Genomic DNA, 23,937 nt, shown 5'->3' on the forward strand with positions numbered 1-23,937 from the left:
CGTCACGCCGCCGGCGTGGGCGCGCGCTTCGCGGCGGTACGCCGCCGCGCGAGATCGTTGAACCAGTCGCGCGCCGGCACCTCGATGAAGCGGTAGGTGACGGCCGAGAGGCCGAGGGCGAGGGCGACGTAGACGACCGTCAGCGCGTCCATGATCCACGGATCTCCGACGTCGAAGACGTAGACCGTCTCGCCCATGTCCTTGCGCACGACGCGGCCCATGACGGCGCCGGTCGCGTATTCCACGCCGCGCCAGGCGAACACCATCGCCATCAGCGCGAACACGTGGACCATGTAGAGCGAGTAGGAGCGCTCGCCCAGCCAGCGCAGCGGCGCCGCCGTCATGAACCGCGAGATGGCGCCGCCGTGGTGCGCGAACCCCCAGACGACCCAGGCGAAGAACAGCGGCGAGAGCACGGCGGCGGGCGAACGCCCGAGCTGCGTCACGAACGCGATGGTCGCGACCACGGCGAGGGCCTCCCGGGCGGTCCGGTCGCCGGCCGGCTTCGGCGCGGCCTCGAACGCGCGGTGCAGCAGGTGGCCGCAGAAGAAGCCGTAGACGCAGCGGAACAGCCCGAAATCGTAGGTCACGTCCATGTTCCAGCGCGCCAGCGTGATGAGGCCGAGCAGTCCGCCGATCGCCAGCGCGAGGGCCGGTACCAGCGCGCGGCCGCGGGCCGCGACGCAGACCACGGCGAACAGGGCGTAGGTGTAGAACTCCGAGCCGATGCTCCAGCTCGGCCAGTTCCAGAAATGCGCGTCGAGCTTGCCGACGCCGTTCAGCATCAGGAGAACCGCCGGCACGGTGTCGGGCTGCCACTTCGCGATGAACGGTTCGACGAGGTGGGTGCGCAGTCCGGCCGGCAGCAGCGCCGCCGCCAACGCGGCCACGGCGATCATCGCGAGCAGCGTCGCGGCGTGGAGCGGCCAGACCCGGCCGAAGCGCCGGATCAGGAAGGCGAGGACGTCGTCCGTCGATTCGAGGCGCTTGGCGTAGGCGTGGGTGATGACGAAACCGCTGAGGACGAAGAAGAAATCGACGAACAGATAGCCGTGCGTGACGATCGGCAGATGCAGCAGATGGCTGGTGAATGTCGCGTGGTAGAGGACGACCATCAGCGCGCAGACTCCGCGCCAGCTATCGAGGTTTAAAAATCACATAAAATCAACTTATTATTGGATAATTCTCATGTAAATTAGCATGGTTCCGCCGACGCGGCAATCTGGAGCGGATCGGCGCCGAACCAAGGGCGGTTGGCGCGCGCCGTCGGCTGCGGGCATGATGGACGGTGCGGTGTGCCGGAAGGTGGGGGATCGAGATGCGTTGGACGTGTTGCGTGGTCGTGGCTGGATTGGTGGCCGCCGGCGCCGCCCAGGCGCAACAGGATCGCCCGTCGGGCTGGATCGCCGACCCCCGCTCCGGGTGCCAAGTGTGGAACAATTTTCCGCAGGAGGACGAGCGGATCGAGTGGGAGGGGCCTTGCGTGGATGGCTACGCCCATGGCCGCGGCACGCTGCGCTGGTACTCGAAGGGCGATAACTACGAGACCCAGGAGGGCGAGTTCCGCGCCGGCAAGCTCGACGGCTGGGTGGTCTCCAAGGACGACGAGGGCACGTTCGAAGGCGAGTTCCGTGACAATTTGCCGAACGGCGAGGGCACGCGGCGTCTCAACGATGGCGAGGTCTACTCGGGCCGCTGGCGCGACGGGTGCTTCGACCAGGGCGGCCGGCGCGCCTTCTATTTCACCACGCTGGAGAAGTGCGGGTTTCCGCCGCCGGGGCGTTCGATTTGACGCGGTGACGCGCGATCTCGTTTTGCAACTAATGATAGATAGAACATATCATGAATACCGGATAGCGTGCATTCCGTCGACAATGATGGAGATGACGCCATGTCCCAGCTGGCCACGTTGTTCGCGATCACGCGCGAGGAGCTCGACGCGTTGATGGCCCTGCCCGAGGAGGACCGGGTGGAGCACATGTACGAGAACATCATGGAGACGCTCTTCGGTACGCCGCGCGCGTGCGAGCTCGAGAAATCGTGGTTCGGCATCCATCGCGTCCTCACCGGGCCGGGGGAGCGGGACGACCCGTACGATATCGACGAGAAGGCCGGTGCCGAACCGCTGAAGGTCGGTGTCTGCGGCGGCGCGCCGCTGTGCCCGCGGACGTGCATGTGCTGGCGTTGACGACGCCGGCGCAGGCGGGGGCGTTCGCGGCCGCTGTCGCCGGATGGGACGAGGCGGCGTTCAACGCTGCCTACGACCGCAACGCCGCCGCCACGATGGCGCCCCGTTTCGGCGAGGAGTACCGCGAGTTCTGCTTCGAGCACTTCAAGAACCTCCGCGACCTCCACGCCCGCGCCGCGGCGGCCGGACACCACGTCCTGTTCTCGGGCGACCTTTGAGCCCGCGCGCCGTCGCGCGGCATGGACAGGACGCGCCGGAGTGACTAGGTACAGGCCGTTTCCACGCGCGCGGGGGACCCGCTGACCATGTCTCTGATCAAGGGCGAGACGGGCGACTGGGAGATCGTGATGGGCCTCGAGGTCCACGCCCAGGTCGTATCCGAATCCAAGCTGTTCTCGGGGGCGCCCACGACGTTCGGCGCCGATCCCAACACGCAGGTGTCGCTGGTCGACGCCGCCATGCCGGGCATGCTGCCGGTGATCAACGAGCGCTGCGTCGAGCAGGCCGTGCGCACCGGGCTGGGCCTGAACGCGAAAATCAACCTGCGCTCGTTCTTCGACCGCAAGAACTACTTCTACGCCGACCTTCCGGCGGGCTACCAGATCTCGCAGTACAAGGACCCGATCGTCGGCGAAGGCGAGGTCGAGATCGAGCTCAAGGACGGCGCCGTCAAGCGCGTCGGCATCGAGCGGCTTCATCTCGAGCAGGACGCCGGCAAGTCGCTGCACGATCAGCACCCGACCCAGACCTACGTCGACCTCAACCGCGCCGGGGTCGCGCTGATGGAGATCGTGTCGCGGCCGGACATGCGCGACGCCGACGAGGCGGCGGCCTACCTGACCAAGCTGCGCTCGATCCTGCGCTATCTCGGCACCTGCGACGGCAACATGGAGGAGGGCTCCATGCGCTGCGACGTGAACGTCTCGGTGCGCCGTCCCGGCGGCGAGCTGGGCACGCGCTGCGAGATCAAGAACGTCAACTCGATCCGTTTCGTGAAGCAGGCGATCGAGTACGAGGCGCGCCGCCAGGTCGAGATCATCGAGGGCGGCGGCAAGATCGTCCAGGAGACGCGCCTGTTCGATCCCGGCAAGGGCGAGACGCGCTCGATGCGTTCCAAGGAGGACGCGCACGACTACCGCTACTTCCCCGACCCCGACCTGCTGCCGCTGGTGCTCGAGCCGGATTTCGTCGCGCGCATCAAGGCGTCGTTGCCGGAGCTGCCCGACGCCAAGAAGGCGCGCTTCGCCAAGGCGTACGGCCTGTCGTCCTACGACGCCGGCGTGCTGGTCGCCGAGCGCGAGACCGCCGATTTCTTCGAGGCCGTCGCCAAAGGCCGCGACGGCAAGCAGGCGGCCAACTGGGTGACCGGCGATTTCTTCGCCATGCTCAACCGGCGCGGCGCCACGATCGCGGCCAGCCCGGTCAGCGCCGCGCATCTCGGCAAGCTGCTCGACCTGATCGCCGACGGCACCGTTTCCGGACGCACCGCCAAGGACCTGTTCCTGGCGATGGAGGAGACCGGCAGGGATCCGGCCGTCCTCGTCGAGGAGCGCGGCCTCAAGCAGGTCACCGACACCGGCGCCATCGAGGCGGCGGTCGCCAAGGTCGTGGCCGACAACCCCGCCAAGGTCGCGGAGTACAAGGCCAAGCCGACGCTGTTCGGCTGGTTCGTCGGGCAGGTGATGAAATCGACCGGCGGCAAGGCCAACCCGAAGGCCGTCAACGAGATCCTGAGGAAGGCGCTCGACGCCTGAGGCGGCGCCGGCTCAGGCCGCGGTGAACTCGATCATCGCGCCGCAGGCCTGTCCCGGCGCGACCAGCACGTTGCTGTCGCCCAACGTGAAGCCGACGCCGTTGAACGACAGCGTGCCGACGAGGCGCGCGCGGTCCATCACCTCGATCGACAGGCCGGCGTAGGCCGGCAGCTTGCGCGCCCGCGGCAGCGTCTCGGGGCCGTACATCTCGCCGAACCGCCGCGGCGTCAGCACGCGCAACTCGACGTCGCGGGCGCGCACGTGGGCCGCGTCGCGCTCGTCCAGCGTCGGCGTGGCGCCCCAATCCTCGACGTAGCGCGCAGCGATGGCGCGGGGATTGTCGTCGATGGCGAGGATCGCGCGCAGCCGCGCGGCGCCATTGGCATGCGCCCGCCACTCGGCGCGGTGGAAATGCTGGACCGTGCGGTGCTGGCAGGGGTTCCAGTACAGCGGCGCCCGGCCCCAGGCCGGCAGGCACACCGAGAACGACACGTCGAGCGCCTGGCCCGACGGCAGCGGCCAGGCGCGGCGCATGTCGATCGTGGCGCCGGGGTCGAAGCCACCGGCGCGCAGCGCGGCCTCGGCCGCCCGGCAATCGGCGACGCCGACCACGCTCGACACGACGCCCTCGGGACCGCCCAGCAGGTTCTCCATGAAGGGTGGCGCCAGCGCGCGGTCGGTGAAGCCCAGCAGCTCGATGTAGTTGGCGGCGTCGCCGTAGACCGGCGTCAGGCAGACGCACCGGTTGCGCATGCCCGGCAGGTCGCTGGCCGGCGCGACGGTGAAGCCGAGACGCTCGAACTGGAAGGCCGCGCGCTCGACGTCGCGCACGCCGATCATGGCGTGGTCGATGTCGACGATGTCGATGGCCATGGCGCGGCGGGGTCCTTCGCGGGGTGTGGTCGTCGGGGCGCGCACAATGGCGGCGGCCACGGATTCGGGCAAGCGCCGCGCTACGGTGCGCCGGCCATCGCCTTCCAGCTCGCCTCGACGTCGGCCTGCGCCAGGTCGCGGGTGATGAACACCAGCCGCGAGCGGCGGTCGCCGTCCGGCCACCGCGCCAGCAGCGTGGGCGGGTGGAACACGTCGTGGACGCCATGGACCACCAGCGGGCGGTCCTCGCCCGCGACGTCGAGCACGCCCTTCACCCGCAGCAAGCGGTCGGCCCAGCTCCGCCGCACCGCCATCATCCAAGGGTTGAACACGTCCCAGTCCAGCGGCTCGCGCCACGTCAGACAGAAGCTGCCGATGCGGGAGTCGTGCCGGCTGCGGTCGACGGCCGGCCCGTGGTCGTGGCCGGCGTGCGTGTGGTCGCCGTGATCGCCGTGGTCGTGCCCGTGCCCATGCCCATGCCCATGGTCGTGCGACTCGGCGGCGATCCAGTCACGCACGCGGTCGGTCTTGCCCTCGGGGTCGAACGGACCGGCGTCGAACAGCAACGCCGGGTCGATGTCGCCGCCCCGCACCTCGTGCCGGCGCGCGCCGGGATTGAGCGCGGTCAACCTCGCGTCGAGGCCGGTGCGTCCGGCCGGGTCGGCGATGTCGCTCTTGGTCAGCAGCAGCCGGTCGGCGACGGCGGCCTGCTTCACCGCCTCCGGATGCTCGTCGAGCTGGGCGGCGCCGTGGACGGCGTCGACGGTCGTGACCACCGCGTCGAGCCGGTAGTCGTGCGCGGTCATCGGGTTGTTGAGCATCAGCGCCAGGATCGGCGCCGGATCGGCCAGGCCCGTGGTCTCTACCAGCACGCGGTCGAACGGCGGCATGGCGCCGCGCTGCCGGCGCGCCGCGATGTCGCGCAGCGTGCGCTCGAGGTCGCCCTTGATCGTGCAGCAGACGCAGCCGGACTGCAGCAGCACCATCTCGCCGTCGACCGATTCGACGAACATGTGGTCGAGGCCGACCTCGCCGAACTCGTTCACCAGCACCAGGCTGCGCGCCATCCTGGGATCGCGCAGCACGCGGTTGAGCAGGGTGGTCTTGCCGCTGCCGAGGAAGCCGGTGATCAGCGCCACCGGCGTGCGCGCGGCCGATTTATCGTCGTCGAACAAGCCCATGCGCGAACGCTCCGGAAGTGGGTCGCGAAACCGGGTGTGCAAAGTCCCGCGACGTTAACACAACCGCGGCTTGACTTCCCGCGCGGGGGCGACCGAAGCTGGCATCGAGGATGCGGGGAACCCGGCCGCCACGAGAGCGGCGACGCATTCGATGGAGGTACGCCATGGACTCACGCTATCTCGACACCAACGCATCCGCCGACGAGCCGGAGAATCCGGAGCGTCGCAGTTTCCTGACCGGCGCCGGGGTGGCCGGCGGAGCCGTCGCGGCCGGCGTGCTGCTGGCGCAGGCGGCGCAGGCGCAGACGCCGATGCCGGCCTTGACCGACAAGGTGTGGTGGCCGCATCCGCGCTGGGGCAAGGACGACCAGGCCGGCGCGTCCAACTGGATCACGCCCGCGAAGGTCCTCGACGCGGTGAAGATGATCAAGGACGGCAAGATCTACCGCATCGGCCGGGTGTACGAATCGGCGATGCCCAAGTTCGGCGAGCGCGCTTTCACGCTGCGGATTCCCGGCGCGCCGACGGGCGGTCCGTTCGGTGCCAACAAGCTGATCTACCATGACGAGTTCCTCGCCACCGAGGGCGGCCAGACGGGCACGCAGTTCGACGCCCTCGGCCACATCGGCATCCAGATGGGCAAGGACGGCGACAAGAACGAGATGCGCTACTACAACGGCTTCACCGAGCAGGAGATCGCGACCGCCTACGGACTGACGAAGATCGGCATCGAGCACGTCAAACCGTTCTTCACCCGCGGCCATCTGTTCGACATCGAGGCGGTGAAGGGCAAGATGATGGAGGCCGGCGAGGAGATCAAAGTCGCCGACCTGCGCGCCGCGATGCAGAAACAGGGCATGAACGAGGCGGACATCAAGGACGGCGACGCCGTGTTCTTCAACACCGGCTGGGGCAAGCTGTGGATGAAGAACAACGACAAGTTCAACGCCGGAGAGCCGGGCATCGGCCTCGAGGTCGCCAAGTGGTGCGTCGAGAAGAACGTCTGCCTCACCGGCGGCGACACCTGGGCGACCGAGGTGGTTCCGAACCCCGACAAGAACCTCGCCTTCGCCGTGCACGGCGAGCTGATCACCAAGCACGGCATCTTCAACCACGAGAACCTGAACTTCGAGGCGCTGATCGCCGACCGGAAGTACCAGTTCGCCTACATCTTCTCGCCGGCCCCGATCAAGGGCGCGACGGGATCGAACGGCGGACCGATCGCGGTGACCTGACACGATCCGCCATCGCACGGCACGGAACCCCGCCGGAGCGATCCGGCGGGGTTTTCCATGCCCGCGTGGAAGGTCAGGCCGGTGCGGCCGCCGGTGGCGGCGGCGGCGCCACGCGGATCGGTCGGAAGCTGAGCGCGATGGCCACAGCGCCGAGCCCGATCGCGAACGAGCCGACATGGAGCCAGCCGTAGCCGCCGAACGAATCGAACAGATGGCCGCCGGCCCAGGGTCCGAGCGCCATGCCGAGGCTGGCGGCCATCGACACCGCGCCGAACACCGTGCCCATGACGCGCGGCCCGAAATAGTCGCGCACCAGGATCGCGTAGAGCGGCATGACGCCGCCATAGGCGATGCCGAACACGATCGACAAGGCGTAGAACGCGCCGAGGTCGCTGACGAAGACGTAGGCGCCGGCGCCCATCGCCTGCACCAGCAGGCCGGCGACCAGCGTCGGACGCGCGCCGACGCGGTCGGCGGTGATGCCCAGCAGGATGCGGCCGGCGAGTCCCGACAGGCCGGCGAGGCTGTAGACGCTGACGGCGGCCATCGCGCCGATGCCGCAGCCGATGGCGTAGGTCACCATGTGGAAGATCGGGCCGGAATGCGCCGCGCAGCACGCGAAATGGGTGAGCGCGATGGCGATGAACTGCGGCGTGCGGAAGGCCTGCGTCGCGGTCAGCGTGTAGCCGTCGGACGCGGCGGCCGCGCCGGGACCGCCGGCGGACGCCGCCGACGGTGGCGAACGGATCAGCAGGGCGGCGGGCACGAGCAGCGCCCATGCCGTGACCCCGACGACCAGCATCGCGGTGCGCCAGTCGTAGTTGTCGATCAGCAGCCGCACGAACGGCGCCACGGTGAGCGGCGCCACGCCCATGCCGGCGGAGATCAGCGCCACGGCGAGGCTGCGGTTGTTCTCGAACCAGCCCGACGCCGTCGCCATCAAGGGCGCGTAGAAGCTGCCGACCGCGACGCCGACGACGACGCCGAACAGGATCTGGAACTGGAGCAGGGACTGGGCCTGGCTCGCCGCGACGAGGCCGGCGCCGAGCAGCAGGCTGCCCGCCAGCGTGACGACGCGCGCGCCATAGCGGTCCGACAACGCGCCCCAGGCGAGCGTCGCCAGACCCATCGCGAGGAAGTCGATCGTCGCCGCCGTCGAGATGCCGGCCCGCGACCAGCCTGTCGCAGCGCCGATCGGCTCGAGGAACACCGCCAGCGAGAACATCGCGCCCATGCTGACGCAGGTCATCAGCATGCCCGCCGCGACCACGACCCTGCCGTACGATGAACCCATGGCGACCGCTCCCCGGGCGTGGTCCAATCGCCGCCGCGCGGCGATTCCGGCGGACGGATCCCGCCACCGGTACGGCAGCATAGCGCCGTCGGTGCGGCGGGACACGCCGTATCATGGGGCCGGGCGGGGAGCGGGCGATGGCGAGGATCGGCAAGACCGCGGCGGCGGACGCGTATTTCGAGGCGTTCCGGCGGGCCCGGGGCGTCGCCGACCCGGCCTACGACCTCGCCCGCTTCGGCGATTCGCCGGGGCTGGCGGACGAGCTGCTGGAGCTGGTGCTCTCCGGCGTGAAGCGCGCCACCGCGTATCTGCTCCGCGACGTCGAGGCCGGTCTCGAGGACATGGGCCGGGTCGGCGCGCACGTCGTGGCGCTCGACGGCGCCGGGACGCCGCGCTGCGTCTGGCGCACGACCGACATCGCCGTGAAGCCGTTGATCGAGGTCGACGACGCGTTCGCCCGGGACGAGGGCGAGGGCGACGGCAGCCGCGCCTACTGGCTCGCGGCGCACCGGGAGTATTTCGCGCGCGAGGCGGCGCGGCGCGGATTCGCGTTCGACGACCGCTCGCCCACGGTGTTCGAGCGGTTCACGATCGTTTGGCCGCCCGAGCGCGCCGACGTGTGAGCGCCGCACCGGCGGTTGTCGCGGCGCGACCGCCGCGTTACGGTTCCAAGACAAGAAGCCGGGGAGGGATGTCATGAGGCGCGCGATTTCGCTGGCGGCGACGATGGCCGCGTTGACGCTGGCGACCGGCGCCATGGCGCAGGGACTGCCGCGCACCGGCAAGGCCGAGGAGGTCGGCCTGTCCACCGACCGTCTGAAGCGGCTGACCGAGCGCATGAAGCTGGGTGTCGAGAAGAACGAGATCCCCGGCGCCGTGGTGCTGATCGGCCGCAACGGCAAGGTCGCGTACTACGAATCGTTCGGCTTCCGCGACAAGGAGGCGAAGTCGCCGATGAAGGGTGACGCGATCTTCCGCATCGCGTCGATGACCAAGCCCATGGTGTCGCTGGCGATCATGATGCTGGCCGAGGAGGGCAAGCTGTCGATCGCCTATCCGGCGTCGCGCTACCTCCCGGAGTTCAAGGACCTCCAGGTCGGCGTCGAGAAGCGGAAGGACGACGGCACCATCGAGGTCGTGATGGAGAAGCCGCGCCGCGAGATGACGGTGCAGGACCTGCTGCGCCATACCTCCGGTCTCACCTACGGCGCGCCGACCGGCGGGCCGCTGAAGCGTGCGTATATCGACTCGAAGGTCGCCGACCGCGACCAGACCAACGCCGAGATGATCACCAAGCTGTCGAAGCTGCCGTTGGTCCACCAGCCGGGCACGACGTGGGAGTACGGCATGTCGACCGACGTGCTTGGCCGCATCGTCGAGGTCGTGAGCGGCATGCCGCTCGACAAGTTCATCGCCGAGCGCATCGCCAAGCCGCTCAAGATGACCGACACCGCCTTTTCGGTGGAGGCCTCCAAGGCCGACCGCGGCGCGCGTCCGCAGGCCGAGGGCCCGAAAAACGAGGTGCCGAACGTCCCGGCGGTGACCGTCGACTTCAAATGGAAGTCGGGCGGTGGCGGCATGGTGTCGACGGCGGCCGACTACGCGCGGCTGTGCCAGTTCTTCTTGAACGGCGGCGCGCTCGACGGCGTGCGGCTGGTGTCGCGCAAGACGATCGAGCTGATGACGGCCGACCACCTGCCGCCGGGCACGGCGATGGGACGCGACATGTTCCGCTTCGAGGCGTTGCTGCCGTCACCCGAGGTCGGCCAGGGTTTCGGACTCGGCTTCGCGGTGCGCACCGAGGCCGGCCGCAACCCGTTGCACGGCTCGGTCGGCGACTATTTCTGGGGCGGGGCGTACGGCACCTACTTCTGGATCGACCCGAAGGAGAAGCTGTTCGCGATCCTGATGATGCAGTCGCCGGACGCGCGCCTCTCCTACCGCTGGCTGATGCGCGAGCTCGTCTACCAGGCGGTGGTCAATTGAGCGCGGCGACGCGGTGAGCGGAGGCGCTGAGGTGCTCCGGTCCGCGTCCATGGCGGTGGCGTTCCTGGTCGGGCTGGCGTCGCCGGCCGCCGGCCAGGGGCTGCCGTGGGCGAAGACGGCGGAGGATGTCGGCGTCTCGACGGTCCGCCTGCGGGGTTTGACGGACCGGCTGCGCGAGGGCGTCCGGGGCGGCGAGATCCCCGGCGCGGTGGCGATCGTCGTACGCAACGGCAAGGTCGTCTATTTCGAGTCGTTCGGCTTCCGCGACCGTGAGGCCCGGGCGTCGATGAAGGTCGACTCGATCTTCCGCATCGCGTCGATGACCAAGCCCGTCGTGTCGCTCGCCGTCATGATGCTGGCCGAGGAGGGCCGGCTGTCGATCGCGGAGCCGGCGTCGAAATACCTCCCAGAGCTCAAGGACCTCAAGGTCGGCGTCGAGCGGCGCCGCGACGACGGCGCGGTCGAGCTCGAGCTCGTGCCGGCCCGGCGCGAGATGACGATCCACGACCTCCTGCGCCACACCTCCGGTCTGACCTACGGCGTGTTCGACGATTCGGCGGTCGACCGGATGTACCTCGCCGCCAACGTGACCGACGGCGGGCAGACCAACGCCGAGCTGGTGTCGAAGCTCGCCAAGCTGCCGCTCAAGCACCAGCCCGGCACGACGTGGGAGTACAGCCTCTCGACCGACGTGCTGGGCCGCCTCGTCGAGGTCGTGAGCGGACAGGCGCTCGACGAGTTCGTGGCCGAGCGGATCACCGGGCCGTTGAAGATGCCGGACACGGGCTTCCACGTCGACGACTCCCGGCGCGACCGCGTGGCGCAGCCGATGGTCGATCCCAGGACCGGCAGGCGCATGGCGCTGCGCCGGGTGGACGAGCGCCCGAGATGGCTGTCCGGCGGCGGCGGCATGTTGTCGACGGCGGCGGACTACGCGCGGTTCGGCCAGTTCTGGCTCAACGGCGGACAGCTCGACGGCGTCCGCCTGCTGTCGCGCAAATCTGTCGAGCTGATGACCGCCAACCACCTGCCGCCGGGCACCGCCTTCACGCCGGCCGTGAACCCGGGCTGGGGCGAGATGGCGCCGTCGCCGGAGGCGGGACAGGGCTTCGGGCTCGGTTTCGCGACGCGCCGCGGCGCCGGCGGCAACCCGCTGCACGGCTCGTCGATGGAGTACTATTGGGCCGGCGCGATGGGCACGAGTTTCGTGATCGATCCGGCGGAGCGGCTGGTGGCGGTGCTGATGATCCAGGCGCCGGCCCAGATGGCGCCGTACCGCGCCATGATGCGCCAGCACGTCGCCGCGGCGCTGGTCGATTGACCGGGCGGGCGCGTCCGGGAGCGGGGAGGAGCGGCATGCGCAGACGTGGGTTCATGGCGGCGGTCACGGCCGTGGCGGCGCCGGCGCCGTTCGCGCGGGCGCAGGAACCGATGCCGATCTTCGACGCGCACATACACTACAGCCACGACGCCTGGGACGTGGTGCCGCCGAAGGAGGCCATCGCCATCCTCAAGCGCGCCGGCGTGCGCCGGGCGATGGTGTCGAGCTCGAACGACGACGGCACGCAGATGCTCCACGCCGAGGCGCCGGACATGATCGTGCCGGAGCTGCGGCCCTACCGCCGGCGCGGCGAGCTCTCGACCTGGGTGCGCGAGGAGGCCGTGATCCGCGAGATGGAGACGCGGCTCAAGAAGTACCGCTACGTCGCGATCGGCGAGTTCCACCTCTACGGAGCCGACGCCGAGCTGCCGGTGCCGCGGCGCATGGTGGAGCTGGCGCGCCAGTACAAGTTGTTCCTGCACGCGCATTCCGACATCGACGCGGTCGAGCGCCTGCTCAAGCTCGATCCCGGGGCGCGCGTGCTGTGGGCGCATTCCGGTTTCGCCGGGCCGGAGGAGGTCCGCGCGATGCTGCGCAAGCACAGGAACCTGTGGTGCGATCTCGCCTTCCGCGGCGACCACGCGTCGGGCGACAAGGTCGAGCCCGCCTGGCGCGAGGCGTTCCTCGAGTTTCCCGACCGTTTCCTCGTCGGCACCGACACCTTCACGCCCGAGCGCTGGCACTACATCCCGGAGCACGCCAATTTCTCGCGCGCCTGGCTGTCGGACCTGCCGAAGGAAGTGGCCGAACGGATCGGCTGGCGCAACGGCGAGGAGGTCTTCGGCCGCATGATGGGAGCGGCGCGGTGACGCTCCGAGTGGCGGTGTCTGCGGCGTCGGCCGTGGCGCTCATGGCGGGCGCGGCGGCGGCCTGCGAGATTCCGCCGGCGCTCGCCGACGGGCGCCGCGTCGAGTCGGCGGGCTACCTCGTGGTCTACCGGACGGCGCCGGCGCCGATCGCGGTCGGCGGCCGCTTCGACGTCGAACTGGCGGTCTGCCCCGCGGCGGGCAAGGCGCCGGTGCGCGGCGCGACGGTCGACGCGACGATGCCGGAGCACCGCCACGGCATGAACTACCGGCCGGAGATGACGACGCTCGGGCCCGGCCGCTACCGGGCCGCCGGCCTGTTGTTCCACATGCCCGGCCTGTGGCGCGTCGAGTTCAAGCTGGCGACGGCGAGCGGAACCGTCGTCGTCGGCGAGTCGCTGACGGTCGACTGATGGCGCCGCGCGCCGCGCTGGTGGTGGCGTTCGCGGCGGCGCTGGCGGTGGCGTGCGGGCTCGTCCACGCGCAACCGGCGTCCGACGACGCCGCGCGCCTCAGCGACGCCGAGCGCCGGCGCGTCCTCCAGCACGGGCCGTGGCCGCCGGCGCCGGCGCGCGACCCCAGCAACCGCGTCTCGGCCGTGCCCGCGGCCATCGCGCTCGGGGAGATCCTGTTCTTCGATCCGCGCCTCTCCGGCGATGGTGGCACGAGCTGCGCGACATGCCATCGGCCGGACCGCGACTGGACGGACGGCCGCGCGCGCGGGATGGGACATGCGGAGTCCGATCGCAACACCTCCAGCCTGTGGAACGTCGGGCACGGCCGCTGGTTCGGCTGGGGCGGGGCCGGCGACAGCCTGTGGGCGCAGAGCGTGCGGCCGATCCTCGACGCCGCCGAGATGGGCGCCTCGCCGGCCGTCGTCGCGGCGCGCGTGCGGGCGGATCCCGAGCTTTCATGCAGGTACGCGGCGGTCTTCGGCGCCGCGCCGACGGACATGGACGACGACGCGCTGCTGGTCGCCACCGGCAAGGCGCTCGCCGCGTTCCAGGAGACCCTCGTGAGCGGCCGGACTCCGTTCGACGATTTCCGCGACGCGCTGGCGCGCGGCGACACCCCCGCCGACGCGGCCTACCCGGCGGTGGCGCGGCGCGGACTCAAGATCTTCGTCGGCCGCGGCAATTGCTCGGTCTGCCATTTCGGGCCGCGTTTCACCAACGACGAGTTCGCGGACATCGGCATGCGGTTCTTCACCGGACCGGGACGCGTCGATTCGGGACGGCACGCCGGGCTGGCGGCGCTGCGCGCCAATCCGCTCAATCTACTGGGCCGCCACAACGACGACGCCACGGGCGCCGCGGCGGTGAAGACGCGCACCGTCGAGGCGCAGCACCGAAATTTCGGCGAGTTCAAGGTGCCGGGTCTGCGCAACGTCGCCCGCACGGCGCCGTACATGCACGCCGGGTCGATCGCCGATCTGCGCGGCGTCGTCGCCCACTATTCCGACATCGACGAGGACCGCCTGCACGCCGACGGCGAGCGCATCCTGAAGCCGTTGCGGCTGGACGCCGGCGAGATCGACGATCTGCTGGCGTTCCTCGAATCGTTGAACGACCGCCGCGCGTCCGTCGCGCGCCCGCCGCCGGCGCCCTGCCGCTGAGCGGTCAGTCCAACGGGCCGCCGCCACGGTCCGTCGGCGCCGCCGGCCGGCCGGGCGCGAGCGGCAGGACGATCGGCGCCTCGACCAGCCGCGCCGACGTCGCCGGTGGCGCGGGCGCGTCGTCGGCGAGCCCGCGCGTCGAGCGGACGGCCGGCACGGCGAGCGGATACACCGTCAGCGCCCCATCGCGGTCGATGTGCAGTTTCAGCGCGCATTTGTGGCCGGCGATGCGCAGCGCCGAGAACGCCTCGTTCTCGTGCAGGCCGAAGACGTCGAGGCAGATCAGCAGATAGATCCCGAAGACGGTGGCGCCGGCCACGCCGCAGGCGAGCGCGACCGCGACGTGCTCCAGCGCAAGCAGCGGCTGCGCGCGCGTGAAGGCGCCGAGATGCGCCAGCGCCACCGTCACGGCGATGCCGGCGAGGATCTGCGCCAGTGTGTGGGCGGCGCCGAGCGCGACGCGGCGCGCGCCGCGGCAGGGCGCGAAGCCGTAGAGCCCGCCCCATACCGCCAGCGCGATCAGCATGACGCCGGGCGAGGCGCCGGCGAACAGCACCCACTGCACGAGGATGTCCCACGGCGACTGGCCGGGGCGGGTGAGGGCGTCGTGGAAGGTCTTGTACTCGGCGCTCGCCGGCGGCACCCACGACGCCAGCCAGTTCACCGTCAGCCAAATGCCGGCGATCGCGCCGGTCAGCTTCCAGTTGATCGCCGCGAAGCCGAGATTGGCGAAGCCGAGCCGGAACGAGGTCCGCGCGTCAGGGAAGACCGCCGGCGCGCCGGTGCGCGGATCGGTGGCGCGAGTGAACAGGCGCTGGTGCCGGCCGGGCTCCGCGTCGGCGGGCCACTCGTCGCCGCGGCGCGTGCCGCGCGCGCCGACCGCCTCGTGCTCGCGGTTGTCGCGCGCCGCGCGCGCCGCCTCGGGGACGCGCGAATTCGGCGGCGGCGTGTCCCAGGCAATGGCGCGCCGCTCCGGCAGCAGATGGGTCGGATGCAGGAACGCGCCGCCGCCGCCGGCGGTGATGTAGTGGCGGACCACGCCGTCGGGCAGCGGCGCGCCGGTGAAGTCGACGCCGGGGTGGCGCTCGACGTAGCGCGCGTAGTGGTGGTTGTCGCCGGTGACGACGAGGCGGAGCTGGTGGCCGCGCTCGCGGCAGACCACGTTCTCGAGGAAGGCGTGGTTGCGGAACCCCTCCTCGGGATCGGCCGGATCGGCCAGAAGCCAGTCCGGCCGGCCGGTGCACAGGATCACGTTGGCGCCGTCGGGCATCCAGCGCCGCGCGACGGTGGCGAAAAAGTCGATCTGCGGCTGGTCGATGTAGCCCTCGAGCTGGACGTCCACGCCCCACAGCCACCAATTATGCGGCAGGCGCAGAGCGAAGTAGCTGCGCACCTGGCGGGCGCGACGGCCGCCGACCAGCCGGCCGCGGGCGCGCGCCTGGTCGACCCACGGCGACAGCGGCTGGCGGGTGCAGAAGATCGCCATGAACGACCGCAACCCGTCGTACCAGTCGTGGTTGCCGGGGATCGCGAACACGTCCGGGGTGGCCGCATGGCCGGCGTCGCCGCGCGCCGCCGCGCCATGCGTCCAGGCGAGGTCGAATGGCGCCTGCAGCCGCTCGCGGTAGGCCTCGCGCGAGGCGGTCGGATAGACCTGGTCGCCGCCGAGGATCAACGCATGGCCGACGGGCAGGGGATCGGCGACGCCGTCCGGATCGGGCAGCCGCACCGGCTCGGCCAGCAACCGCGCCATGGCGTAGGTCGGATCCCAGCCGTCGCCGGTGTCGGCGAGGAAGTCGAGCCAGATCTCGTCGCGGCCGGCGTAGTCCATCGCCGGGTCGATCCGGTCGATGTCGAGCGCGCGCTGCCCGGCGGCGGTCTCGCGGCGGTCGGCGAACTCGCCGAACAGCGTCGACACGACGACGCGGAAGGCCGTGTCGAGCAGCATCGCCGGCTCGTACCAGCCCGTCATCCTGTGGCGCCGCATGCGGACCGCTCCCGATTGCCGCTCTTCCGGCGATGGCCTAGTGTCCCGGCGTCCCGACCCCCCGTCAAACGCGCCGCCGCGCGCCGCGAGGCTTCCGATGATCGATTTCTACACCTGGTCCACGCCCAACGGCCGCAAGATCAGCATCATGCTGGAGGAGTGCGGCCTGCCGTACACCGTCCACAAGGTCGACATCACCAAGAACGAGCAGTTCAAGCCCGATTTCCTGAAGGTCAGCCCGAACAACAAGATCCCGGGCATCGTCGACCGCGAGGGACCCGGCGGGAAGCCGTACGCCTGCTTCGAGTCCGGCGCGATCCTGCTGTACCTCGCCGACAAGGCCGGCAAGTTCCTGCCGGAGGACAAGGCCGCGCGCTTCGACGCGATCCAGTGGCTGATGTGGCAGATGGGCGGCTTCGGCCCGATGCTGGGGCAGACGCACCACTTCGTGCGCTTCGCCTCGGAGCAGGTGCCCTACGCGATCAAGCGCTTCAGCGAGGAGACCGCGCGGCTGTACGGCGTGCTCGACAAGCGACTGGCGGAGCACGCCTACACCGGTGGCGCCGACTACACGGTCGCCGACATGGCGATCTATCCGTGGGCGGCGCGCCACGAATGGCACCGCATCGATCTCGCGGCGTTCCCCAACGTGCGGCGCTGGTACGACGAGGTCGGCGCGCGTCCGGCGGTGAAGAAGGGAATGGCCGTTCCGGCGTGACCCGCGGCGCCGTGAGCAGCGCGGCAAGTCGTTGATTCGACGCGATAATCGGACCCGCTGATTGACAGGAGCGGGACCGGCGGCTAGAACCCGCCTCGCATCCGCCGTGGAAGTTTGTCGCTCGGGCCTAATTACGGAACCTGCGGAGGGGTGGCCGAGCGGCTGAAGGCGGCGGTTTGCTAAACCGTTATAGGGCCTTAAACCCCTATCGAGGGTTCGAATCCCTTCCCCTCCGCCACTATCCCGCGCCGCCGATCATGCGCCGGGACGTGGTCCGCTCAGTCGTCCCGACGCCAGGCGCCGAGCAGGAAGCGCGGACGCCCGCCGCCGTCCCCGCCACCGGTCGCCGGCTTGTCGGAGGCATCGAGGCCACGGTGGCCCATCCAACGCTCGATCAGCAGGCGCGCGACATAGCCGATCACGAGGAACGTTCCGAAGTAGAGCACCGCCGTCCAGAACGCGCGCATCGCGGAACTCTCCCGAGGCCGGGCGATTTCCACGCTCGTCGGCGGCTCCACCCGTCAATAGTCCCGCACGCATCGCCGCGTAAACCGATCATCCGCGGCTCGGGCCGCGGCGCCGGGCGTCGCCACGAACCGCGTCGCCCTCATGAAATCACGCGCGGCCCCGAATCCCGCCGTCCGCCGGACACCCGTCGGCCACACTCGGTCGCCACTCTATGGCCATCGCACAGCGCGCCGATCACCGGGCCGCGCGGCGGTTCGAACGGCGCGGCGCCACGTCGCCGCGCGCGTGTCGAGGTCGGGAGGGCTCCATGAAACGCTCGTTCGCGCTCGCGCTCGCCGTGTTCGGCCTCGCCGCCTGCCAGCCGGATCCCGGCTACCATGGGCAGTACGGCTCCTATCCGTCGTCGAGCTACGGCGGCGGCTATCAGCAGCCGGTCTACGGCTACCAGCAGCCGGGATACGGCTATCAGCAGCCGCGCTACGGCTCCCAGCCGTCGCGCTACGACCAGCAGCGGAAAATCGACTACGAGCGTCGGACCTACGGCTACCACCGCGAGTTCTGCGGAAGCGGCTCGCGCTCCCGTGATTGCGTGCGGGCGCCCGAGACGACGCCTCCGCCGCCGGGTCCGTAGACGGTCGACGGATGGACGACGCGCCTGCCCGCGATCACGTCCGGGAGCTGCCCATGATCGATCCCGGGACGCTGTGACGCGAACGCCCGCCTACGACGCGGTCAGTCACGGTCGATGGCGACGGCCTTGATCAGCGCGACCACCTTCAGGCCCGGACGCAGCGCCAGCTCCTCGGCGGCGCGCGCGCTGACGCGCGACCACAGCGGCGCGCCGATGTCGAGGCGCACGTCGACGACGAAACCCTCGGCGGCCGGTCGCACGAGCTCCGCTACGGTCGCCTCCAGCCGGTTCTGTATGCTGATGGCGCGCGGCGGCTCCAGCGCCAGCGCTATGTCGCGCGCCAGCACGCGCAGCCGCACCTCGGCGCCGATGGGCAGGTCGATCGCCGGTGCCACCAGCTCGCGGCCGGCGCCGATCTCAAGAACGGTCAATCCGAACGCCGGGTCGTGGCGGCGCACCGCCGCGCGCAGCACGGTCGCGGGTCCGTGCGCGTCGCCGACCGCGTCGCCGCTGAGAATGTCCTCGACCGGACCGATGGCCGCGACCCGGCCGCCGTCGACGCGCACCACGGCGCGCGCCAGCCGCACGACCTCCTCGACGGCGTGGCTGACGTAGAGGATCGGCAGCGCGAAGCGGTCGCGCAGGCGCTCGATATAGGGCAGCAGCTCGGACTTGCGCTCGCGGTCCAGCGCCGCCAGCGGCTCGTCCATCAGCAGCGCCCGCGGTTGCGACAGCAGCGCCCGGCCGATGGCGACGCGCTGGCGCTCGCCGCCGGACAGCGTGCCCGGCCGCCGCGCCAGCAGCGGCGCGATGCCGAGCAGGGCGACGACCTCGTCGAACGCCGCGATGCGGGCGGCGCCTCGCGCGCGCCGCTCGCCGTAGCGCAGATTGGCCTCGACGGTGAGATGCGGGAATAGCCGCGCGTCCTGGAACACGTAGCCCAGCCGCCGGCGCTCCGGCGGCACGTCGATTCCGCGGGCCGCGTCGAACACGGTCTCGCCATCGATGGCGATGCGGCCGCTGAGGGGACGCCGCAATCCGGCGACGCAGTCGATGATCGTCGACTTGCCGGCGCCGGAGCGGCCGAACAGCGCGGTCACGCTGCCGGCCGGCGCGTCGAACGCGGCCTCGAGGTCGAAGGCGCCGACACGCAGGGCGATGTCGACCTCGATCACGACGCCGCCCCGATGCGCCGCGCCAGCGCGCGGTTGAGCCACTCCGCGCCGGCCAGCGCCAGCAGCGCCACGACGATCGACACCATGGTCAGGCGCAGCGCCGGCCCGTCGCCGCCCGGCACCTGGGTGTAGGCGTAGATCGCCAACGGCAGCGTGCGCGTCTCGCCGGGGATGTTCGACACGAAGGTGATGGTGGCGCCGAACTCGCCAAGGGAGCGCGCGAAGCTGAGCACCGCGCCGGCCAGCACGCCCGGCGCCATCAACGGCAGGGTGATAGTCAGGAACACCTGCCATGGCGGCGCGCCGAGGGTGCGGGCGGCCTGCTCGAGGCGGCGGTCGACGGCCTGCGCCGACAGCCGGATCGCCTGCGTCATCAGCGGGAAGCCCATGACGGCGGCGGCCAGCGCCGCGCCGCGCCACGAGAACGAGAAATCGATCCCCAACCACTCGCGCAGCGGCGCGCCAAGCGGTCCCTTGGGCGCCAGCAGCAGCAGCAGCCCGAAGCCCACCACGACCGGCGGCAGCACCAGCGGCAGGTGCACCACCGCGTCGACCACGGCCTTGCCGGGGAAGTCGCGCCGCGCCAGCAGCCAGCCCGCGGCGATCGCCGGCACGAGGCTGACGCCGACGCTCCACGCGGCGACCTTCATGCTCAGGAGAAGGACGCCGAATTCCTCGGCGGACAGGATCATCCGGCGATCCTAGCCCGGACGCCGCCGTCGCGGCGTGGCCGGAGTCACGGCGGCCGCGTCCGTCACGGCGACGGCGGCGGGCCGAAGCCGGCCTCGGCCAGCACCGCCTGCGATTCCGGCGTCATCAGGAAGTCGAGGAACGCCTTGGCGCGCGCGCTCTTGGCGTTCGTGGTGACGGCCATGGGGTAGACGATCGGCGGATGGCTGCCGGCGGGGAAGCGCGTGACGACCCGCACCTTCGGCTCGACCGCGGCGTCGGTGGCGTAGACGATTCCCAGCGGCGCCGCGCCGCGGGCGACGAAGGCCATGGCGTCGCGCACGTTCTCCGCCGACGCCAGACGCGGCACCAGGGCGTCCCAGACGCCGTAGTGGGTCATCGCGGCCTTGGCGTAGCGGCCCGCCGGCACGGCCACCGGATCGGCGATGGAGAGCCTGCCGTCGCCCAGCGCCGCGAGGAGCGGGAAGCCCGGTGCCGGCGTCAGGGTGACCGTGGTTCCGGCCGGCGCGATCAGCGCCAGCACGTTGGTCGCCAGCGCGCGCTGCGTCTCGACCACCACGGCTTTGCGATCGACGACGTATCTCATCCACGGCTCGTCGGCCGAGATGAACACGTCGCCCGGCGCGCCGCTCTCGATCTGGCGCGCCAGCGCCGAGGAGGCGGCGTAGACCGCCACGCATTTCGGCTCCCCCTTCGCGGCCCACGCCGCGCACAGCTTGTCGAGAACGTTCGAGAGGCTGGCGGCGGCAAGCACGCGCAGCTCCCCCGGCTGCGCCGCGGCGGGAATGGACGCCAGAACCACCGCGCCGGAAAGAGCCGCGGCGCCGAGCCAGCGGCGCGCCCGGTCGGTCATGGTCGTCGCCGTCATCCCGGCCGCGCTCCTGTCGATATATCCATCTGGATATATCGCATGCGCGCCATCGGCGGCGCAAGCGCGTGGACCTCGCGCCCTTGGCGGCCGGCGGTGGGAATGCTCTAGTCCCGCCATGGCGAGGCTCACCCTGCGCATCGAGTTCGGCGGCGAGGACGCCGTCGGTCCCGGCAAGATCCGGCTGCTCGAGCTGATCGATTCGAGCGGGTCGATCTCGGCCGCCGGGCGCGAGATGGGCATGTCCTACCGGCGGGCCTGGCTGCTGATCGACGAGGTCAACCGCTGCTTCCGCCGGCCGGTGGTCGAGAAGCGCGCCGGCGGCAGCCGCGGCGGCGGCGCAGCGTTGACGCCGTTCGGCCAGTCGCTGGTCAAGCACTACCGCGCGGTCGAGGTCAAAGCCGCCGCCGCCGCCGCCCCCCACCTGCGCGCGCTGCACGGGGAACTTCTGGTCGGCGCCGATGCGGCCCGGCGCCGGAGGGCCGGCTAGCGCCGCCGCGGCGACACCCGCCCTGCGTAGTATCCGATTGGATATCGCGCGCTCAGTGCCCGCCCGCCACCGCGCCGGCCGCCGTCAGCGCGGCCTTGCGCGCGGACGCCATGTCGTAGGACCGGTGCATCATGATGCGCTGCGCGTTCAGCCCGCCGCCGGCCTGCAGCGCCACGACCTGCTGCCAGCCGCCATAGGCGTCGGCGGTGAGGTCGCGGATCAGATTGTAGACGCGCATCCGCGTCTCGACGTCGACGTCGGGCTTGGTGTGCAGGTACTTGCGCAGCAGCGGCCCGGTCTCGGCGTGGCGCAGGTCGCCCTCCAGCGGCAGCGTCAGCACCAGCCCGCCGCCGAGGTCGTGCAGGCAGCGCACGGCGGCGTGGAAATTGGCGGCGTAGTGGTATTGGCCACGTTCACCGCCAGCGTGTTCGGGTGGATCATGCCGGTCGGCGTGGTCTCGTAGTTGCGGCAGGCGTAGTCCAGCGCCATGCGCAGCATCTCGGCGTAGTTGATCAGCTCCGAGACGGTGTTCTGCGCCACCGGATCGCGCTCCTTGCCCTGCTGCTCGATCACGAGCTGGGCGAGGCCCACGAAGATGCGCGACAGCTTGACCGCCTCGACCAGCCCGCCGGTGCGCTCCCACAGGCCGAGCGACTGCGCGAAGACGGTCGCCAGCGGCACCTCGCCGGCGAGGAACACGCGCTCCCACGGCACGAAGACGTCGTCGAACACCACGAAGCCCTCGGGCATGGAGTGGTGCGCGCTGGCCGGATAGTCGAAGGCGTTGAGCCGCGGCGGCGCGAAGCTGCGGTTGATGACCTTCACGCCGGGCGCGTTGACGGGGATGGAGAACGAGACGGCGTAGTCGGTCTCGTCCTGGCGCATGCCCTTGGTCGGCATCACGACGAGCTCGTGGATCAGCGAGGCGCCGGTGATGTGCAGCTTGGCGCCGCGCACGACGATGCCGTCGCCGCGCCGCTCGACGATGCGCAGGTAGAGATCGGGATCGTCCTGCTCGTGGGCGCGGCGCTTGCGGTCGCCCTTGGCGTCGGTGATGACCTCGGCGGCGCGCAGGTCGTTGTCGCGCGCGTGGCGGTACATCGCCTCGATGTTGTCGGCGTAGCGCGGGTTCACGCGCCGCACGGCGTCGGTGACGCTCATCAGCGCCATGTAGACGCTCGAGGTGCCGCCGACGATCGACAGGTCGGTCATCATCGCGATGCGCGCGTCGAGGTCTTCGGAGTTGCGCGGCACCTGGTAGATGCGGTGCGCGCGCTCGCCGGTCTCCGTGACGTAGGTCAGGCGCTCGCGGCGGGCCGGATCGGCGAGGTCGTAGTCGCGCGCCGCCACCGCCAGCGGCACCCGGAACCGGGGATGCGTCGTGACGTCCGCGATCGATTCGCCGTCCCACCATGTCGCGCGGCCGTCGCGCAGGCTGGCGGCGTATTCCGCCGGTGTCTTCAACGCCATCGAGTCCTCCCTGTTCCGCGCGATGGTGCGGCGGCGGGGGAGAGCGGGTCAACCGGCGAACCGTCAGACGTGCCCCGCGCGCGCCGTGCCCACTGGCGTCCGGCCGCGAAGGCGCGCAATCTCCAGTCCAAACACCGCCCAGGGAGGAACCATGATCATCAGGCGTCTCGTGCTGGCGGCCGTCGCCGGCGTGGCATCCATCGGCGTCGCGCAGGCGCAGGCGCCGGCGTTTCCGAACCGTCCGATCACGCTGGTCGTGCCGTTCCCGGCCGGCGGGCCGTCGGACATCTTCGGCCGTCTGCTGGCCAAGGGCATGTCGGAGCGCCTCGGCCAGCCCGTCGTGATCGAGAACAAGAGCGGCGCCGGCGGCGTCATCGGCATGGATTTCGTCGTCAAGGCGCCGCCGGACGGGCACGTGATCGGCCTGGCGAGCCCCAGCGCCATCGTGCTCAATCCGCAGCTCGTGCCCAAGATGCCGTACGACGCGCGCAAGGATCTCGCGCCGCTCACGCTCGTGTCGCGCGTCCAGGAGGTGATCGGCACGCATCCCGATCTCGGCGTCTCGACCGCGAAGGAGCTGGCGGCCAAGGCCAAGGCGGCGCCGGGCAAGATCACCTACGGCTCCGCCGGCACCGGCGGCATCACGCATCTGGCCGCGCTGCTGTTCAACCGCGAGACCGGCGTCGACACGCTGCACGTGCCCTACCAGGCGCGGCGCCGGCGGTCACCGACCTTCTCGGCGGGCAGGTCAACTTCGTGATCCTCGACATCACGGTGCTGCTGCCGCACATCCGCGCCGGCAAGATCAAGCCGGTCATGATCACCAGCGACACGCGCGCCAAGCTTCTGCCGGACGTCCAGAGCGCCGTCGACGCGGGCCTTCCGAAGGTGAACTCCGACAACTGGTACGCGCTGTTCACCGGCGCCGGCGTGCCGGCGGCGGCGCGGGCGCGTCTCGCCGCGGCGGCGGCGGAGACCCTGCGGACCCCGGAGCTGATCGAGGAGTACGCCAAGCTCGGCGCGCTCTCGGCCCCGACGACGCCCGAGGGGCTGGCGAAGCACATCGACGAGGAATGGACGAAGTGGGGCGCCATCATCAAGGCGGCCAACATCAAGCTGGATTGAGG

At 70.9% G+C, this 23,937-nt stretch carries 24 protein-coding genes, 1 tRNA gene and 2 pseudogenes; 17 read left to right on the forward strand and 10 right to left on the reverse strand.

The window, feature by feature from the left end; translation table 11 throughout:
* Nucleotides 1-2: 2 nt before the first annotated feature.
* Nucleotides 3-1,115 carry an acyltransferase gene (locus IPK81_22990; protein ID QQS12321.1) on the reverse strand — a complete coding sequence of 371 codons (1,113 nt, stop codon included), beginning with the start codon at nt 1,113-1,115 and terminating at the stop codon, nt 3-5.
* Between the two features lie 368 nt (nt 1,116-1,483).
* Here IPK81_22990 and IPK81_22995 point away from each other — a divergent pair, with 368 nt between their 5' ends.
* From IPK81_22995 to gatB, 4 genes are all read left to right on the forward strand, one after another.
* Nucleotides 1,484-1,792: a hypothetical protein gene (locus tag IPK81_22995; GenBank protein ID QQS12322.1), complete on the forward strand. Its 309-nt coding sequence runs from the start codon at nt 1,484-1,486 to the stop codon at nt 1,790-1,792.
* A gap of 99 nt (nt 1,793-1,891) precedes the next feature.
* On the forward strand, nt 1,892-2,188 hold the full coding sequence (locus IPK81_23000) for a DUF1877 family protein (GenBank protein QQS12323.1): 297 nt from the start codon (nt 1,892-1,894) through the stop codon (nt 2,186-2,188).
* A complete protein-coding gene (locus IPK81_23005; GenBank protein ID QQS12324.1) occupies nt 2,176-2,406 on the forward strand; it encodes a DUF1877 family protein in 231 nt (76 codons plus the stop codon). Before IPK81_23000 ends, IPK81_23005 begins: the two co-directional genes overlap by 13 nt.
* An 87-nt stretch (nt 2,407-2,493) precedes the next feature.
* The gene (gene gatB, locus IPK81_23010; GenBank protein QQS12325.1) at nt 2,494-3,942 is read left to right on the forward strand and encodes an Asp-tRNA(Asn)/Glu-tRNA(Gln) amidotransferase subunit GatB; all 1,449 of its coding nucleotides are present in this window, start codon (nt 2,494-2,496) and stop codon (nt 3,940-3,942) included.
* Nucleotides 3,943-3,954: 12 nt separating this feature from the next.
* Here the strand turns inward: gatB and IPK81_23015 are convergent, their stop codons facing one another.
* Entirely contained in the window at nt 3,955-4,815 is an 861-nt protein-coding gene (locus IPK81_23015) for a VOC family protein (protein ID QQS12326.1), read from the reverse strand.
* 80 nt (nt 4,816-4,895) lie between these two features.
* Complete coding sequence (locus IPK81_23020) at nt 4,896-5,996, reverse strand: GTP-binding protein (protein QQS12327.1); 1,101 nt, start codon at nt 5,994-5,996, stop codon at nt 4,896-4,898.
* 164 nt (nt 5,997-6,160) lie between these two features.
* On the opposite strand from IPK81_23020, the gene IPK81_23025 reads away from it, so the two are divergent.
* Complete coding sequence (locus IPK81_23025) at nt 6,161-7,231, forward strand: cyclase family protein (GenBank protein QQS12328.1); 1,071 nt, start codon at nt 6,161-6,163, stop codon at nt 7,229-7,231.
* Between the two features lie 73 nt (nt 7,232-7,304).
* Here the strand turns inward: IPK81_23025 and IPK81_23030 are convergent, their stop codons facing one another.
* Nucleotides 7,305-8,525: an MFS transporter gene (locus IPK81_23030; protein QQS12329.1), complete on the reverse strand. Its 1,221-nt coding sequence runs from the start codon at nt 8,523-8,525 to the stop codon at nt 7,305-7,307.
* Between the two features lie 137 nt (nt 8,526-8,662).
* Between IPK81_23030 and IPK81_23035 the strand changes: the two genes are divergently transcribed.
* From IPK81_23035 to IPK81_23060, 6 genes are all read left to right on the forward strand, one after another.
* Nucleotides 8,663-9,148 carry an ASCH domain-containing protein gene (locus tag IPK81_23035; GenBank protein ID QQS12330.1) on the forward strand — a complete coding sequence of 162 codons (486 nt, stop codon included), beginning with the start codon at nt 8,663-8,665 and terminating at the stop codon, nt 9,146-9,148.
* 133 nt (nt 9,149-9,281) lie between these two features.
* Nucleotides 9,282-10,511, forward strand: a complete 1,230-nt coding sequence (locus tag IPK81_23040; protein QQS15234.1) for a beta-lactamase family protein — start codon at nt 9,282-9,284, stop codon at nt 10,509-10,511.
* Between the two features lie 49 nt (nt 10,512-10,560).
* The gene (locus IPK81_23045) at nt 10,561-11,832 is read left to right on the forward strand and encodes a beta-lactamase family protein (protein ID QQS15235.1); all 1,272 of its coding nucleotides are present in this window, start codon (nt 10,561-10,563) and stop codon (nt 11,830-11,832) included.
* Nucleotides 11,833-11,867: 35 nt separating this feature from the next.
* A complete protein-coding gene (locus IPK81_23050; GenBank protein ID QQS12331.1) occupies nt 11,868-12,701 on the forward strand; it encodes an amidohydrolase family protein in 834 nt (277 codons plus the stop codon).
* A gap of 41 nt (nt 12,702-12,742) precedes the next feature.
* Nucleotides 12,743-13,111, forward strand: coding sequence for a FixH family protein (locus tag IPK81_23055; GenBank protein QQS15236.1), 369 nt, complete (start codon nt 12,743-12,745; stop codon nt 13,109-13,111).
* Nucleotides 13,111-14,313: a cytochrome-c peroxidase gene (locus IPK81_23060; GenBank protein ID QQS12332.1), complete on the forward strand. Its 1,203-nt coding sequence runs from the start codon at nt 13,111-13,113 to the stop codon at nt 14,311-14,313. Before IPK81_23055 ends, IPK81_23060 begins: the two co-directional genes overlap by 1 nt.
* Nucleotides 14,314-14,317: 4 nt before the next feature.
* Here IPK81_23060 and IPK81_23065 read toward each other — a convergent pair whose 3' ends face one another.
* On the reverse strand, nt 14,318-16,300 hold the full coding sequence (locus tag IPK81_23065; GenBank protein ID QQS12333.1) for a hypothetical protein: 1,983 nt from the start codon (nt 16,298-16,300) through the stop codon (nt 14,318-14,320).
* 97 nt (nt 16,301-16,397) lie between these two features.
* Here IPK81_23065 and IPK81_23070 point away from each other — a divergent pair, with 97 nt between their 5' ends.
* Nucleotides 16,398-17,018, forward strand: coding sequence for a glutathione S-transferase N-terminal domain-containing protein (locus IPK81_23070; protein QQS12334.1), 621 nt, complete (start codon nt 16,398-16,400; stop codon nt 17,016-17,018).
* 144 nt (nt 17,019-17,162) lie between these two features.
* Nucleotides 17,163-17,256 (forward strand) — tRNA-Ser (locus IPK81_23075).
* Between the two features lie 40 nt (nt 17,257-17,296).
* Here IPK81_23075 and IPK81_23080 read toward each other — a convergent pair.
* The gene (locus IPK81_23080; GenBank protein QQS12335.1) at nt 17,297-17,485 is read right to left on the reverse strand and encodes a hypothetical protein; all 189 of its coding nucleotides are present in this window, start codon (nt 17,483-17,485) and stop codon (nt 17,297-17,299) included.
* A 308-nt stretch (nt 17,486-17,793) separates the two neighbouring features.
* On the opposite strand from IPK81_23080, the gene IPK81_23085 reads away from it, so the two are divergent.
* Nucleotides 17,794-18,117, forward strand: coding sequence for a membrane lipoprotein lipid attachment site-containing protein (locus IPK81_23085; GenBank protein QQS12336.1), 324 nt, complete (start codon nt 17,794-17,796; stop codon nt 18,115-18,117).
* A gap of 101 nt (nt 18,118-18,218) precedes the next feature.
* On the opposite strand, the gene modC is transcribed toward IPK81_23085, so the two are convergent.
* The 3 genes from modC to modA all read right to left on the reverse strand — a co-directional run bounded on the left by modC (nt 18,219) and on the right by modA (nt 20,835).
* Complete coding sequence (modC, locus tag IPK81_23090) at nt 18,219-19,292, reverse strand: molybdenum ABC transporter ATP-binding protein (GenBank protein QQS12337.1); 1,074 nt, start codon at nt 19,290-19,292, stop codon at nt 18,219-18,221.
* Entirely contained in the window at nt 19,289-19,984 is a 696-nt protein-coding gene (modB, locus tag IPK81_23095) for a molybdate ABC transporter permease subunit (protein ID QQS12338.1), read from the reverse strand. Before modB ends, modC begins: the two co-directional genes overlap by 4 nt.
* Before the next feature lie 62 nt (nt 19,985-20,046).
* Nucleotides 20,047-20,835 carry a molybdate ABC transporter substrate-binding protein gene (modA, locus tag IPK81_23100; protein QQS15237.1) on the reverse strand — a complete coding sequence of 263 codons (789 nt, stop codon included), beginning with the start codon at nt 20,833-20,835 and terminating at the stop codon, nt 20,047-20,049.
* Nucleotides 20,836-20,968: 133 nt separating this feature from the next.
* Between modA and IPK81_23105 the strand changes: the two genes are divergently transcribed.
* Nucleotides 20,969-21,340, forward strand: a complete 372-nt coding sequence (locus IPK81_23105) for a LysR family transcriptional regulator (GenBank protein QQS12339.1) — start codon at nt 20,969-20,971, stop codon at nt 21,338-21,340.
* Nucleotides 21,341-21,392: 52 nt separating this feature from the next.
* Here the strand turns inward: IPK81_23105 and IPK81_23110 are convergent.
* Nucleotides 21,393-22,810, reverse strand: a pseudogene (locus IPK81_23110) (4-hydroxyphenylacetate 3-hydroxylase).
* 151 nt (nt 22,811-22,961) lie between these two features.
* On the opposite strand from IPK81_23110, the gene IPK81_23115 reads away from it, so the two are divergent.
* Both IPK81_23115 and IPK81_23120 read left to right on the forward strand, forming a co-directional pair.
* A complete protein-coding gene (locus tag IPK81_23115; protein ID QQS12340.1) occupies nt 22,962-23,570 on the forward strand; it encodes a hypothetical protein in 609 nt (202 codons plus the stop codon).
* Nucleotides 23,519-23,935 (forward strand): annotated as a pseudogene (locus IPK81_23120) (tripartite tricarboxylate transporter substrate binding protein). The gene IPK81_23115 and the pseudogene IPK81_23120 overlap by 52 nt, the downstream one beginning before the upstream one ends.
* Nucleotides 23,936-23,937: the final 2 nt, after the last annotated feature.

It is taken from the genome of Rhodospirillales bacterium (assembly GCA_016699855.1).
Classification (GTDB): domain Bacteria; phylum Pseudomonadota; class Alphaproteobacteria; order Reyranellales; family Reyranellaceae.